This is a genomic window from Streptomyces achromogenes (assembly GCF_030816715.1).
In the GTDB taxonomy this organism is placed as follows: domain Bacteria; phylum Actinomycetota; class Actinomycetes; order Streptomycetales; family Streptomycetaceae; genus Streptomyces; species Streptomyces achromogenes_A.
The window spans coordinates 8,457,265-8,471,259 of record NZ_JAUSYH010000001.1 but is presented as its reverse complement, the minus strand read 5'-3'; the positions used below and the strand labels follow the sequence as shown (position 1 = coordinate 8,471,259).

15 protein-coding genes are annotated in these 13,995 nt (G+C 73.6%); 11 read left to right on the top strand and 4 right to left on the bottom strand.

Annotated elements, in window-relative coordinates:
• Positions 1 to 137 precede the first annotated feature (137 nt).
• The 5 genes from QF032_RS37190 to ppk2 all read left to right on the top strand — a co-directional run bounded on the left by QF032_RS37190 (position 138) and on the right by ppk2 (position 5,038).
• Positions 138 to 2,189 (top strand): SpoIIE family protein phosphatase, encoded by a 2,052-nt coding sequence (locus QF032_RS37190; protein WP_307059520.1) that lies wholly within the window; start codon positions 138 to 140, stop codon positions 2,187 to 2,189.
• A gap of 112 nt (positions 2,190 to 2,301) precedes the next feature.
• On the top strand, positions 2,302 to 2,658 hold the full coding sequence (locus tag QF032_RS37185) for a PRC-barrel domain-containing protein (protein WP_307059517.1): 357 nt from the start codon (positions 2,302 to 2,304) through the stop codon (positions 2,656 to 2,658).
• A gap of 55 nt (positions 2,659 to 2,713) precedes the next feature.
• Entirely contained in the window at positions 2,714 to 2,887 is a 174-nt protein-coding gene (locus tag QF032_RS37180) for a hypothetical protein (RefSeq protein ID WP_306946007.1), read from the top strand.
• Positions 2,888 to 3,037: 150 nt separating this feature from the next.
• Positions 3,038 to 4,021, top strand: coding sequence for an aldo/keto reductase (locus QF032_RS37175; RefSeq protein WP_307048853.1), 984 nt, complete (start codon positions 3,038 to 3,040; stop codon positions 4,019 to 4,021).
• 198 nt (positions 4,022 to 4,219) lie between these two features.
• Complete coding sequence (ppk2, locus tag QF032_RS37170) at positions 4,220 to 5,038, top strand: polyphosphate kinase 2 (RefSeq protein ID WP_307048851.1); 819 nt, start codon at positions 4,220 to 4,222, stop codon at positions 5,036 to 5,038.
• Positions 5,039 to 5,155: 117 nt separating this feature from the next.
• Here ppk2 and QF032_RS37165 read toward each other — a convergent pair whose 3' ends face one another.
• From QF032_RS37165 to QF032_RS37155, 3 genes are all read right to left on the bottom strand, one after another.
• The gene (locus tag QF032_RS37165) at positions 5,156 to 5,833 is read right to left on the bottom strand and encodes a maltokinase N-terminal cap-like domain-containing protein (protein WP_307059515.1); all 678 of its coding nucleotides are present in this window, start codon (positions 5,831 to 5,833) and stop codon (positions 5,156 to 5,158) included.
• Between the two features lie 56 nt (positions 5,834 to 5,889).
• Entirely contained in the window at positions 5,890 to 6,411 is a 522-nt protein-coding gene (locus tag QF032_RS37160) for an ATP-binding protein (protein ID WP_306946015.1), read from the bottom strand.
• Positions 6,412 to 6,542: 131 nt separating this feature from the next.
• Positions 6,543 to 6,971 (bottom strand): DUF6003 family protein, encoded by a 429-nt coding sequence (locus tag QF032_RS37155; RefSeq protein ID WP_307048847.1) that lies wholly within the window; start codon positions 6,969 to 6,971, stop codon positions 6,543 to 6,545.
• 213 nt (positions 6,972 to 7,184) lie between these two features.
• On the opposite strand from QF032_RS37155, the gene QF032_RS37150 reads away from it, so the two are divergent.
• Complete coding sequence (locus QF032_RS37150; RefSeq protein WP_307048845.1) at positions 7,185 to 7,373, top strand: hypothetical protein; 189 nt, start codon at positions 7,185 to 7,187, stop codon at positions 7,371 to 7,373.
• 43 nt (positions 7,374 to 7,416) lie between these two features.
• Here the strand turns inward: QF032_RS37150 and QF032_RS37145 are convergent, their stop codons facing one another.
• A complete protein-coding gene (locus QF032_RS37145; RefSeq protein WP_307048843.1) occupies positions 7,417 to 8,664 on the bottom strand; it encodes an MFS transporter in 1,248 nt (415 codons plus the stop codon).
• 248 nt (positions 8,665 to 8,912) lie between these two features.
• Here QF032_RS37145 and QF032_RS37140 point away from each other — a divergent pair, with 248 nt between their 5' ends.
• From QF032_RS37140 to QF032_RS37120, 5 genes are all read left to right on the top strand, one after another.
• Positions 8,913 to 9,416 carry an SRPBCC family protein gene (locus QF032_RS37140; RefSeq protein ID WP_307048841.1) on the top strand — a complete coding sequence of 168 codons (504 nt, stop codon included), beginning with the start codon at positions 8,913 to 8,915 and terminating at the stop codon, positions 9,414 to 9,416.
• A complete protein-coding gene (locus QF032_RS37135; protein WP_307048839.1) occupies positions 9,409 to 11,040 on the top strand; it encodes a phytoene desaturase family protein in 1,632 nt (543 codons plus the stop codon). Before QF032_RS37140 ends, QF032_RS37135 begins: the two co-directional genes overlap by 8 nt.
• Before the next feature lie 66 nt (positions 11,041 to 11,106).
• The gene (locus QF032_RS37130) at positions 11,107 to 11,598 is read left to right on the top strand and encodes a hypothetical protein (RefSeq protein WP_307059513.1); all 492 of its coding nucleotides are present in this window, start codon (positions 11,107 to 11,109) and stop codon (positions 11,596 to 11,598) included.
• 121 nt (positions 11,599 to 11,719) lie between these two features.
• On the top strand, positions 11,720 to 12,598 hold the full coding sequence (locus QF032_RS37125; protein ID WP_307059511.1) for a short-chain dehydrogenase/reductase: 879 nt from the start codon (positions 11,720 to 11,722) through the stop codon (positions 12,596 to 12,598).
• A 472-nt stretch (positions 12,599 to 13,070) separates the two neighbouring features.
• Positions 13,071 to 13,733, top strand: a complete 663-nt coding sequence (locus tag QF032_RS37120) for a GAF and ANTAR domain-containing protein (protein ID WP_307050506.1) — start codon at positions 13,071 to 13,073, stop codon at positions 13,731 to 13,733.
• The last annotated feature ends 262 nt before the right edge of the window (positions 13,734 to 13,995 follow it).

The following is a 13,995-nucleotide window of genomic DNA, read 5'->3' as shown; positions in this document are numbered from 1 at the left end:
CGCCGCCCGCGTGAACGCGCACGCCACGCACATCGATCTCCGCGGCGGCCCACGCGAAGCAACACGGGCACCACTCTTCCCCGAATGTTCCGGATATGGTGTTTTCATATGATCCATGCCGATGGGGAGGTACCGCGGTGGAAGCCCCTCACCGGGCGGGCGCGGCGCCCGAGCAGCCTCGGGGAGCTGTCGGGTACGCGGGCGTACTGCGGGAGCTGCTTCCGATCGCGCTGTGGCGGGAGGACGCGGACGGCCGCGTCGTGGAGTGGTCGCTGGCCGCCCAGGATCTCCTCGGTTACCGGCCGCAGGACGTCCTCGACCGGCCCGCGTCGGCCCTTCTGGTGCCCGAGGGCAACCGGGAGCTGGCCGACCACCTCACCCACCGCGTCCAGGGCGGGGAGACCGTGGTCGGCACGCTGTCGGTGCGCCACCGCGACGGCCACCAGGTCACCATGGAGATGTGGATCGTCCCGGCCGCCGATGCGCGGGGCCGGGCCGGAGCTCTGCTGATCGCCGTGGAGACCTCCCAGGTCCTGCGCATGCGCGACTCCCTCGCGGCCCTGGAGAGCCTCTTCAGCCAGTCGCCCATCGGCCTGGCCACCCTCGGCGTCGACCTGCGCTTCCTCCGGGTCAACGACGCCCTCGCCCGGATGAACGGCGCCTCCGCCGCCGAGCACCTCGGCAGGCGGCTGACCGAGGTCGTGCCCGGCGTCAACGCCGTGGCGCTGGAGGCGACGATGCGGCAGGTCCTGGAGCGGGGCACGGCCGTCGTCGACGTCCGCCGCACCGGGCGGACCCCCTCGGACCCCGACCGCGAACGCACCTGGTCGTGCTCCTACGCCCCGCTTCTCGACGGCGGCGGCCGGACCCTGGGCGTGATCGCCTCCCTCATCGACATCACCGAGAGCCAGCAGGCGGAACGCGACGCCGAACGCGCCCGGCACCGCTTCGCGCTGCTGGCGGAGGTCGGCACCCGCATCGGCACCACCCTGGACCTGCGGCAGACCTCCGAGGAGATCGTGCAGATGCTGGTGCCCCAGCTCGCCGACTCCGCCGACGTGCAGCTCCTCGAAGAGGTCCTGGCGCCCGACGAGTCCACCGCCGTCACCCGCGGCGTGGTCCGGCGGATGGCCGCACTCTTCCCCGATCCCGCCGCCCCGACCGCGAAGCTCCGTGCGGGCATGACCTCCCGGATCGCGGCCGGCTCCCTCTACGAACGGGTCATCGCGGACGGCCGCCCCACCAACCTCTACCGGTCCGACGTGCCCGCGCTCGTCACCGATCCCCGCGCCGACGAACTGCGCGCCTACCTCATGAGCCTCGGGTCCGCGCGGCTGATCCCGCTGGTCGCCCGGGACAAGGTCCTCGGCGCGATCGTGGTGACGCGGCTGCGCAGCCGTGAACCCTTCGACGACCAGGACTGCGTGCTCGTCGACGAGCTGGCGGCGCGCGCCGCCCTCAACATCGACAACGCGCTCATGTACACCCGGCAGCGGGCGGCGGCGCTGACCCTGCAGCGCAGTCTGACCAACAGCGCGCTGCCCGTCGTCCCCGGCCTCGAGCTCACGGGCCGGTACCGGCCGGCGAGCGAGCACGACGTCGGCGGCGACTGGTACGACGTCATCGCGCTGCCCGACGGCCGGACGGGGCTCGTCATCGGGGACGTCATGGGGCACGGCATCCATGCCGCGGCGGTGATGGGCCAGCTCCGCACTGCGGTGCGCACGCTCGCCCGGCACGACGTCGACCCGGCCCGCATGCTGCGCTCGCTGGACGCCGTCGTGGCCGACATGGGCGAGGACCAGATGGCCACCTGCGTCTACGCCGTCCACGACCCCGGCGCCGGCGGATGCCTCGTCGCCAGGGCCGGTCACCCCCCGCCGGCCGTGGTGACGGGCGACGGCGCGGTCGCCTTCCTCGACGGCTCGCCCGGCACCCCGCTGGGAACCGGCGGGCGGCAGTTCGCGGCCGAAGAGGTTCCGCTGCCGTCCGGCAGCCTGCTCGTCCTGTACACCGACGGCCTCATCGAAGCCCGGGACCGCGACCTCGACCAGGGGCTCGACCGGCTCGCCCGGGCACTGCGGCGACCCGGACGGCCCCTCCCGGCGCTCTGTGACGACGTCCTCGGGCAGATGCTCCCGCACCCCGCCCAGGACGACGTCGCGATACTGATGGCGCGCCCCCAGTGACCGGCCGGGACCCGCCCGGGACCGCCGCCGCCCGTCACCTCTCCCCCACCGCCGGCCGCGGTGACATCCACGACGCGAAGCCGGGTACCCGCACCGGCGGAGGAGGTTGCTCATGTTCGAAGCCGGCGATATCCGTGACTGGCGCGGTCACGACGTGGTCGATCCGCAGGGGCACAGGATCGGCGTCCTGGAGGCGGTCTATGTGGACACCGGGACCGACATGCCCAGTTTCGCCACGGTGACCGTCGGTCTTCCCACTCGCCGCCGCCTGGTGTTCGTCCCGCTCGCCGGGGCGACGGTCGGCCCCGGGCACCTGAAAGTGGCCTACGGCAAGAACGCGGTGAAGAAGGCCCCGTCGATCGAGGTCGACGGCGAGCTGCTCGCACCGGACGAGCCGAAGGTCTTCGCCCACTACGAACTGGACTACCTGCCGGGCGCCGGCGGCGAACGCCGTCTCGCCCGCCGCTGAGCGGCGGGGCCGCCGAAGCCCGCCCAAGCCGACAAGTCCGCCATGGGGAGAGACGATGACCCTGTTCCTGTTCCTGATCCTCGTGGCCCTCGTCCTGGGCATCATCGGATTCGCGGCCCACGGGTTGTTCTACCTGCTCGTCATCGGCGCCGTCGTGCTCCTCGCCGACCTCGCCTACGCCGCCGCCCGGTTCCGCCGCGGCGGACGGAAACACCGCATCGCCCGCTGAGGGCATCGCCCCCGGACCGCCTCACTCCCACGCGGAAGCCCGTGGGAGCGCGCCGCGGCCACGGCAGCGGCGTCCGCCGCGTTCGCGTACGCACGGAGAGGAACATGGATGGGGACCACAGGATGAGGAACACCGGATGAGGAACACCGGATGAGAACCAACCGTCTCGGGCGCAGCGCGGTGGAGGTCACGGAGCTGGGCTTCGGCGGCGGACCGCTCGGCGGCCTCTTCGCCCCGCTCGACGACGAGACCGCCGCCGCGACGCTGAGCGCCGCGTGGGACTGCGGCATCCGCTACTTCGACACGTCCCCGCACTACGGCATCGGCCAATCCGAGCGCCGCACGGGTGAGTTCCTCCGTGGGATGCCACGCGACACGTTCACCCTCTCCACCAAGGTGGGCCGCCTCCTCGTCCCGCAGGATCACCGGGGCCGCAGCGACGAGAGGTTCCGGGTGCCCGCGACACACCGCCGGGTGTGGGACTTCTCCCGTGACGGAGTGCTGCGCAGCGTGGAGGACTCCCTCACCCGCATGGGCGTCGACCGCGTCGACGTGCTCCTTCTCCACGACGCCGAGGAACACTTCGGCACAGCGCTGCGCGAAGGCTTCCCCGCCCTCGCTGAACTGCGCTCCCAGGGTGTGGTCGGGGCGGTCGGAGCGGGCATGTACGACCCCGGGATGCTGACGGAGCTGGTGCGGGAGGCCGACCCCGACGTGGTGATGCTCTCCGGGCGGTACACGCTCCTCGACCACAGCGCCCTGGACGACCTGCTGCCGGCCTGCACCGAGCGCGGGGTGTCCGTCCTCGCCGCGTCGGTCTTCAACTCCGGGCTGCTCGCCACGCCGCGGCCCGTGGAAGGAGCGGCCTTCGACTACGAGCCCGCCCCGCCGGACGTCCTGCGGCGGGCGCGCGAACTCGCCGATGTCTGCGAGGCGCACGGCGTGCTGCTGCCCGAGGCGGCGATGGCGTTCCCGCTGCGGCATCCGGCGGTCGCCGGCATCGTGCTCGGCATGCGCTCCCCGGAGGAAGTACGGCTCGACTCCGCGGCGTTCGACGCCCGGATCCCCGACGGGCTCTGGTCCGACCTGCGCGAGGCGGGACTCCTCGACGCACGGGCGCCGGTCGGCGCGTGACGGGCGGCAGAACAGCCGGGCGGACAGGCGGATGGACAGGCAGGCGGACAGGCGGGCGGACAAGCCGGGCCGGCCCGCCGTGCGCGTCCGGGTGCGCGGCGCGTCTGCGGTCAGTACGGTGGCGTCCTGGTGTTCGATCTCGGCACGAGTGAGAACTCCGGGGGCGTCGGCGTTGGGGTCACGGGCGGTGGAGGCGGCATGTCCGGCAAGAAGGCGGCGGCACTGCCGCGCAAGGCGTACGAGAAGGAACTGCTGCGCCTGCAGACGGAGTTGGTGAAGCTGCAGGAGTGGGTGCGGGCGTCGGGCACCCGGCTGGTGATCGTGTTCGAAGGCCGGGACGCGGCGGGCAAGGGCGGCACGATCAAGCGGGTCGCCGAGCACCTCAACCCACGCGTGGCGCGCATCGCGGCACTCCCGAAGCCCACGGAGCGCGAACGCACCCAGTGGTACTTCCAGCGGTACGTCGAGCACCTGCCGGCGGCCGGCGAGATCGTGCTGTTCGACCGGTCCTGGTACAACCGCGCCGGCGTGGAGCACGTGATGGGCTTCTGCACGAAGGAGGAGCACCAGCTCTTCCTCCGCCAGTGCCCGATCTTCGAACGCATGCTGGCCGAGGACGGCGTGCTGCTGCGCAAGTACTGGTTCTCGGTGAGCGACACCGAGCAGCAGGAGCGATTCCGGCGCCGGCTGGAGGACCCGCTGCGGCGGTGGAAGCTCTCCCCGATGGACCTGGAGTCGATCACCCACTGGGAGGCGTACTCCCGGGCCAAGGACGAGATGATGGTGCACACCGACATCACCGAGGCGCCCTGGTACGTCGTCGAGAGCGACGACAAGCGCCGCGCGCGGCTGAACATGATCGCCCACCTGCTGTCGTCCGTGCCGTACCACGAGGTGCCGCCGCCGGTGCTGGAGCTCCCCGAGCGGCCCGCCTCGACCGGCTATGAGCGCCCGCCACGTGATCTCCGCACCTACGTCGCCGACCACGCGGCGAGCCTGGGATCACGCGAGCAGTGAGGGGCGTCCCGCTCGGCGCTCGGCATCCCGGACTCGTACCCCGATGGAGTGTGCCCGGGGAACGTCCCGCCCCGGTGGCCGCGCTTCACCCCCGCCTGACGCACCGGGCGAGAGAGCCTAGGTGCGAGGAGCCGTGAACAGGACGGCGAACAGGCTCCGCTCGCGTGTACCGGCGGGTGTGAGCCAGGGGCCTGCGACGTGGCCGGTCGCCTCGGGCGGGAGGAGCGGCTCGTCGTCCGGAACGGGGGTCAGCAGCCTCCGCAGGCGGAGGGTCGTGCCGTTCGGTGCGGCCAGTTCGGTGCCGTCCCGGTCGTCGACGGCGGAGGCCGTGAGCCGCGCGGTGAGGAACGAGGTGGTGGGCGCGTCGCCGGTGCAGGAGCGGGTGACCTCCCGGTCGGGCGTGTCACTGGTGCTCTGGGCCTGCGCCTGGACCCGGCCCTCGATCAGCGCCAGCAGTTGGGCGACCAGCACCGGATCCTGACAGCCGTCGTAGACCCAGCGCCGGCCCAGCACCCCGTGCTCCATCGTGCCGACCAAGGCGTGTTCCGCCCCCTCGAGAGGGGCTCCGCGATAGGTGAGCGGGACCAGATACGCGGCCGGGTGCGGGCCGACGGTGTCGGTGACGACCATGAACTCGATCCCGACCTCGCCCTGCCGGTCGTCCAGCCGGAAGCCGCCGGCCTTGGCGGGCTCCGGCCCGCCCGCGCCGCCGACGTACCACGGACGGGTGGGCAGCCAGGAAGTGAGCAGTTCCAGCTTGGTCGGCTTCAGGACGGTGTGGTGAATGACGGCCATGCCGAGGGTCCTCCTCCGTGAACGGGTGCGCGCCCCCACCTTCCCACCCCCGGGGCTCAGTTCTCGACGGCCTCCGCGATCCGCAGGGCGGCCCGGTCGGGCGTGAGGTGTGTGGTGTCGACGACCTCCGCCTCGGCGTGCAGCCACGTGCGGGCCGCTTCGGCGTAGGGCTCCAGATACCGGAGGCGGAACGCGGAGGGGCCGAGGACGGTGTCCCCCTCGATGCGTCCGCGCAGGGTGTCCTGGTCCGCGTGGAGGACGAAGTGCCGCACCGGGATGGCGTGTCGCGCGAGGCCCGCGCTGATCTCGCGCCAATACCCCTCGACCAGGACGGTCATGGGCATCACCAGGGTGCCGCCGGTGTAGTCGAGTACGTGGCGGGCGGTCTCGACGACGAGCGGCCGCCATGGCGGCCAGTGCTGGAAGTTGTCCGTGCCGGGCAGCCCCGGCGTGATGTCCATGAGCGTCTCGCCGACCTTCTCGGCGTCGAACACGCGGGAATCCGGAAGCAGTTGCTGAACGAGCGCGGCGGTGGTCGTCTTGCCGGCACCGTGGGTTCCGTTGAGCCATACGATCATGGGACACGAGCCTAGGGCCGCCGCCACCGAGGGTGGCGACCCGCGTCGACCGGTGTCGGGAATCCAACCCGCGACCGCCCGCGAGCCGCCCGTCCGCCGGAGGCTCACTCGCATACGGCGCGGCCGGCGGGTCATCGCTCGCCGGACACCGCCGTCACCGCCGCGGGGTCCACCCCGGTCAGTTCCACGACGCGGTGGGGCGGCACTCCCGCGGCCAGGGCCCGTCCGATCAGAGCGTCCAGGTCGTCGGTGCGGTCGCGGTAGGCGAGGAGCTCCTCCTCCACCTGCGCGAGCGACGCCGGCGCCAGCCCGTGACGCACCCGGCTCAGCTCCTCGTCGCTCAGCGGCACCGGCAGCCGTTCCGCTCCCTCCGGGACGGCTCCCCTCTCCTCCGGCGGCAGCAGGCGCAGCCGCGGGGACGTCGCGGGGGCTCCCTGCGCGTCCAGCCACGCCTGTACCGCGGGAGTGTCCATGCACGCGAGGTCTCCGACGGCGGACGGCGCGACGCCGAGCGCCGCGGACGCGTCGTCCAGCAGGAACAGATAGGCCTCGTCGGTCATCCTCGACTCCTTCACTCCGGGGAGACGCCGACCGCGTCGGGGCGGCCGGTCGACGTCCCTCTACCCCGCCGACGCGCGATTACCGTCGTCCGCCCTCCGACCGGGCCGCAGCTCCGCGCGCGTCCCGGACGCCCCGGAGGGCCGGGGGGCCGGGGGGCCGGGCAGGCGACGTCCGCGGCTGGCAGCCGTCCGGTGCGCAGACAGGCGTTGACCGTGCGGTCGGCGCAGTCGTCGCCGTACGCCCCGAAGAGGCAGTTCCGGTCGGAGCCGGTCACGCGTCTTCGCGGTCGCACCCGGGGTCGCCGCACGAAGGCCGACGACACGGCGCACGCCGGTCACGGCGACGCCGAGAGCCCACGCGCCGCCCTGCACAAGGAACTCGGCGACCTGGGCCTGCTCTGACCGGCGCCCCACGCCCGGCCGCACGCCGTGGCCCGCCCTTCGCTCACCCGACGTGCTCGGTCTGCCGCGCCGGCGCCCCGTCCCGCTTCGCGGCGACGACCATGACGACCACCGACAGCGCGACGATGCCCGCGCCGACGTAGAGCGGCGCCGTGTAGCCGAGACCCGCGCTGATGGCCACGCCTCCCAGCCAGGCGCCCAGGGCGTTTCCGATGTTGGACGCCGACACGTTGGCGCTGGCGGCCAGCGCGGCCCCGCGGGCGTGGTCGGTGACCCGCGTGATCATGCCGGGCACGCTCGCGAAACCGAAGACTCCCATCAGGAACAGCAGGATCACCGTCGCGACGGCGCTGCCGGCCAGCAGACCGAACACGGTCAGGGTGACGGCGAGTCCGGCGAGGGCGAGCACCAGGGTGCGGTCGCGGGCCTGGTCGGCCGCTCGTCCGCCGGCCAGGTTCCCGACGACCAGGCCGGTGCCGTACACCATCAGCAGCCAGGCGACGTCGGTCGAGGAGAAACCGCCGACCTCGGTGACGGTGTAGGCGAGGTAGGTGAACGCGCCGAACATGCCGCCATACCCGAGCGCGGTGGCCGTCAGCGTCAGCCAGACCTGACAGGACCGGAACGCGCGGAGTTCGGCCCGCAGGCCGCCGGGCGGTGCCGGGGTCGGGGCCGGGGCCGCGGCCACGTCCGGGTCCGGGTCCAGGTCCGGGAGGCGCTTCGCGTGCGGCGGCGGTGCGTTGCCCGCCCAGCCGGGGACGAGGGCGACGATGCCCGCGAGCGCGAACACGCCGATGGCGGTGACCGCCCAGAACGCCGCCCGCCAGCCCCAGCGCTCGCCGACCAGCGCACCGAACGGCACGCCCAGGACGTTCGCGAGCGTCAGCCCCGCGAACATGACCGCCACCGCGCGGGACTTCCGCTCCGGCGCGACCAGACTGCGGGCGACCAGCGAGCCGATGCCGAAGAACGAGCCGTGGCACAACGCCGCGACGATCCGTCCGAGCAGCATCACCGGATAGTTCGGCGCCACGGCCGACAGCAGGTTGCCGATGACGAACAGGGCCACCAGGCCGACCAGGACCGCTTTGCGGGGCAGTCTGGCCGTCGCCGCGGTCAGCACGATCGCGCCGATCGCCACGCTCAGCGCGTACCCGGAGATCAGCCGGCCCGCTGCCGCTTCGGACACTCCGAAACCGGACGCCACCTGCGGAAGCAGCCCGGCTATCAGGAATTCGGTCAGACCGATGCCGAAGCCGCCGAGTGCCAGCGCGATGAGTCCGCTCGGCATCCGTCGCTCCCCCTCGCTCGCGATGTGTCGCGGGGGTGGGACGCACGTCCTGCCACGGCGCGCGGAACTCCCCCGTCCCGCACCACACGCCTGCGGTCCGACGCGGGACCACGCGGCAAGGGGCCCCACTATGCCATCGCGGAAGCAAAGGAACCGCGCCCGGGGGCGCCCGGCGGCGGACGCCGGTTGGGGTTTCCCGGGCTGGGCACTCGGCCGGGGACCTGTCCCCGGGACTCTGGAGGTGTGGCGTGGCGGTACGGCATCGGCTGATCAAGGTGAGTCCGCGGACCGTGTGGGCCGTCCTCGCGGACGGCGATCGCTATGCGGAGTGGGTGGTGGGGACGGCGTCCTCCGAACCGGTGCGGGGGCAATGGCCGCAGGTCGGCGCCGCTATCGGCTACGAGGTGCGGCTCGGGCCCGTCCGGCTGACCAACGAGACCGTCGTCCGGCATTGCGAGGAGGGCTCCGAGCTGGAGCTCGAGGCGCACGCGGGCATGCTGGGATCGGCGCGCATCGCGATCGAGCTGCGCCCCTGGGGCGAGCACTGCCTGGTGATCGTGGACGAACATCCGCTCCAGGGAGCGAGCGGGCGGCTCCACAACGTGGGTTTCGAAGGACTGATCCAGCTGCGGCACCGCGCGATGCTCGCCCGGCTCGCCCGGGTGTGCGAGGAGCAGGGCCGGTCCGAACGGCTGTCGGACCTGCGCGGGCGCAGGGAGGCAGCGCACGGCGTCGGCGGCGGAAATGCCTGATGTGGTGGTGATCGGCGCCGGCCCCAACGGGCTGGTGGCGGCCAATCTGCTCGCCGACGAGGGCTGGAGCGTGGAGGTCCTGGAGGAGCAGCCGGAACCCGGTGGCGCGGTGCGTCACGACCGGGAGGTCGACCCGGAGTTCGTCAACGACCTCTTCAGCTCGTTCTATCCGCTCGCCGCCGCGTCGCCCGTGCTGCGGCGGCTGCGGCTGGGCGATCACGGGCTGCGCTGGAGCCACGCGCCCCGCGTGCTGGCCCATCCGCTCACCGACGGCAGGTGCGCGGTGCTCGCCCGGGACCTCGACGCCACCGCCGACTCCCTCGACGCCTTCCATCCCGGCGACGGGGACGCGTGGAGGCGCCTGCACGACACGTGGGAGCGCCTCGCCCCGGACATTCTGGACGCCCTGTTCACCCCGTTCCCGCCGGTGCGCGCCACCGCCCGGCTCGCCGCGAGGCTCAGGGGCGCCGGGGGGCTGCGGATGGCCCGGACGCTGATCCTGCCGGTGCGCCGCATGGGGAGAGAGGAGTTCCGGGGGGAGGGCGGCAGGCTGCTGCTGGCCGGGAACGCGCTGCACGCCGACCTGGCTCCGGAGGCCGCGGGGAGCGGGGGCTTCGGCTGGCTGATGTCCATGCTCGGGCAGAGCTTCGGCTTTCCCGTGCCGGTCGGCGGCGCGGGGGCGCTGACCGAGGCCCTCGTGCGCCGGCTGCGGTCGCGTGGCGGCGTCCTGCACTGTGGGCAGCGCGTGCAGCGGGTGATCGTGCGGGACGGGCGAGCCGTCGGCGTGCGCACCGCCGAGGGCGAGACGGTGGCCGCGCGGCGCGCCGTCCTCGCGGACGTGTCGGCGTCGGCGCTGTACGGCGGGCTCGTCGACGCCGAGCACCTGCCGTCCCAGGTGCTCGACGATCTCAGGCGCTTCGAGTGGGACTTCGCGACCTTCAAGGTGGACTGGGCGTGCGACGGTCCCGTGCCCTGGCGGGCCGCGTCCGCCGCGCAGGCGGGCACCGTCCATCTGGCGGACGGCGTGGACGAGCTCACCCGCTTCGCGGCCCAGATCGCCATGGGCCAGGTGCCCGACCGGCCGTTCGCCCTGTTCGGCCAGATGACCACGGCGGACGCGTCACGCTCGCCCCGGGGCACCGAGGCCGCCTGGGCTTACACCCATCTTCCGCAGGTCGTCACGTCGGACGCGGGCGGCGAGGGGCTGACGGGCGCCTGGAGCCCCCGGGAGCAGGAGATCATGGCCGACCGGATCGAACGCCAGGTCGAACGATTCGCTCCGGGATTCCGCTCCGTCGTCCGGGCCCGGCGCATCCTGGCCCCGCCCACGCTCCAGGCGCTGGACAGCAATCTGCACGGAGGCGCGATCAACGGCGGCACGACGGCCATGCACCAGCAACTCGTCTTCCGCCCCGTGCCCGGAACGGGCCGCCCGGAGACACCCGTCAAGGGGCTTTACCTCGCCTCGGCCTCCGCGCACCCGGGCGGAGGCGTCCACGGGGCCCCGGGAGCCAACGCCGCCCGCGCCGCACTGCACCGGCAGCGGCTCTCGGGTCTCACCCGCGCCCAACGCGTCCTCACCCGCCGGGACCGCACCGGCCGGAAGACACCGCACGCACCGTGACGCCCCGACCCGCCCCCGCCCCTCCCCTCGGCCGCGAGCCGCTTCGCACAAGGAACGGACCTCACCATGGACATCCCGAAGGACGGCGCCGGCCACACCCCTGCGCCGGACCGTCCCGACCGCGCCCACCGGCGCCCGGAAGGCGTCAGCGACGAGACCGTGGAAGCGCTCGGGGCGCTGTCCAAGGCGTTGGAGACCACCGAACGCGCACGAGGCCACCTCTACAGCTTCCATCAGCTGACCGGCACCGCGGACCTGCAACTGGACGAGGCCGTCGAGCTGCTGCGCAAGGCGGGCCACCCCGAATGGGCCGACAAGGTGCACGCGGAGATCCTGGGCCGCAACGTCATCCCGGGGCACTGGACCTTCCAGATCGTCGAGGCGTACGACGCGACCTACCACCAGCCGTTCACACACCTCGCGCGGGAGGCAGTGAACCAGCTGGCTCAGGGCCGCGACCACCTGTACGAGGCCGAGATGAAGGAGGCGCGCCGCACCGCCGGCCACCCCGCCCACACCGCCCGTCCGGCCGTCGACGGAAGCGACCGTCCGGGCTGAGCCCGGCACGGCACGGCACGGCACGGGCGACAGCCGCTGGTACGGAGCCGCTACGGAGCCGGAACCGGAGCCCGGCCGCACCCCGCCAGGCCCGGGCCGCAGCACCAGAAGGGGACTCGCCGTGGACGCCAGCCCGCTCAAGGACCGCACCGTCGTGATCACCGGAGCAGCGCGCGGCGTGGGAGCGGCACTCGCGGCCGCGCTCGCCGGACGGGGGGCGCGGCTGGCCCTGCTCGACCACGACGGGGCGGCGCTGCGGGCGACCGCCGCCGCGCTGCCGGGGACCACGCTGGCCCTGCCGGTCGACGTCACCGACGACGAGGCCCTCCAGGACACCGCCGAAACCGTCCGCGGTCGCCTGGGCCCGCCGTCGGCGGTCGTCGCGAACGCGGGCGTCGCCGAAGCCGGGCTCTTCGCCCGTTCCGATGCCGCGACGTGGCGCCGCGTGGTCGAGGTCAACCTCGTCGGCAGCGCGCAGACGGCCCGGGCCTTCCTGCCCGACCTGACGCGGACCGCCGGCTATCACCTCCAGATCGCCTCGCTGGCGTCCCTCGGCGCCGCCCCGCTGATGAGCGCGTACTGCGCGTCGAAATCCGGGGTGGAGGCCTTCGCCCACGCCCTGCGGGCCGAGGTCGCACACCGTGACGTGGCCGTGGGCATCGCCTACCTCAGCTGGATCGACACCGACATGATCCGGGACGGCGACCGGTACGCCGCCCTGCGGGAGTTGCGGGCCAACATGCCGTTCCCCGCCCGGCGTGTGCACCCCGCGGAAGCCGTCGCGGCCCGCCTGGCCCGTGCGGTGGAGCAGCGGCGCACCGCCGTCTACATCCCCTCGTGGCTGCGTCTCGCCCAGGTGGGCCGGGCGGCGATTCCACCCCTCGTGCTGCGCGCGACGCGGCGGACCCTGCCCCGACTCGAGGCCGAGGAACCGCTGCGCCCCACGGGCCTGCTGGGCGCGGGCGGCCACGCCGACAGAGCCGCCACCCTCGCCGAATGACGGACCGCTCGGCCCGCGCGGCACGCACGGCGCAGGGGGCCGTCGGAAGCGCGTGCGCGCCGCGTGGACGGACGCCCTGGTGGGCGGAGACGGGCCACACATGCCACCCCGCGGGGTCGTGACGTGCCCGTCGGGCGGAATGCACACAGTTCCCGTCGCCGGAGGGGGGATCCGGGAGCAGGCCGCGAAGCGGGCGTGGGGCGGCCGCGAAGCGGGACGCGTGGGGCGGCGGAGCGAGGGGCGGCGGGGCACGGGGCGGGGGCGGGGTGGGCGGCCCCCGCCGACGGCAGGGCGCGCGCCGCTCCCCCGGAACAGCCGCCGTCGACGGGAGGGCGCGCCGCTCCCCCGGCCCACACCCCTGGGCCGTCGCCCTCACCGTGGTGCTAGTCGCGTGCCAAGCTGGGTATGCGGGTGGTTCAGGCGCAGGCGGGAGAATGGAGGCGGCGTGGACTGGGGCCGGTTTGCGCAGCAGATGGCGGCGATGGCGCGGGATCTCCTCGCGCAGGATTCGGTCGGCGCCACCCTCGAGCGGATCACCACATCGGCCACGGAGCTGGTGGCCGGCTGTGACGCCGCCGGCATCCTTGTGCTGCACGACTCGCAGGTGGAGTCCTTCGCCCCCACCGATCGTGTGGTCGTCGACAGCGACCGCCTGCAGGCGCGGCTCGGCGAGGGGCCGTGCTTCGACGCCGCCCGCAGCGGAACGGGAGAGCGGGTCTACCGCATCGCCGACCTCACCGTCGAGCATCAGCGCTGGCCCGCCTACGCCCCCCAGGCCCACGAACTCGGCCTGGGCAGCATGATGGGCTTCCTGCTCTTCACCGAGGACGAGGATCTCGGCGCGCTGAACCTCTACTCGCGCAAGCCCGGCGCCTTCGGCGAGGCCAGTGAGCTGGCCGGCTGGCTGCTCGCCTCGCACGCCGCGGTCGCCTTCTCCAGCGCCCGCACCCACGCCCAGATGGAGCAGGCCGTCGCCACCCGGCACGCCATCGGCGAGGCCATGGGCATCCTCATGGGACGCCACCACCTCAGCGAGGAGCAGGCCTTCGACGTGCTGCGCCGCTACTCGCAGGAGAACAACGTCAAGCTCCGCGAGGTCGCGCGCCGGGTGTGTGAGAAGGGCGGCCTCTCGTGAGCCTCTCCTGACCCCTCGGGGGCGGCTCCTCCGGCACGCAGTCTGAACCGAAGAAGCCTGGGCCGGGCCGGCTCCCATGGGAACGCCGCCGGACCCTGCCTGCACTCCAAGTCCCCTCTCCGGGCTCCCTCACACCCGATTCCGGGGCCGCCGCGCCGTCGCCCCGCCCTCTTCGCCCGCCCGTTCCCGGGTGCCTGCGAAAGTGCGCGACAGTCTTTCGTAACCGAGGAATTTCGAGTCCTTGTCCCTGGGTGTCCGGGCC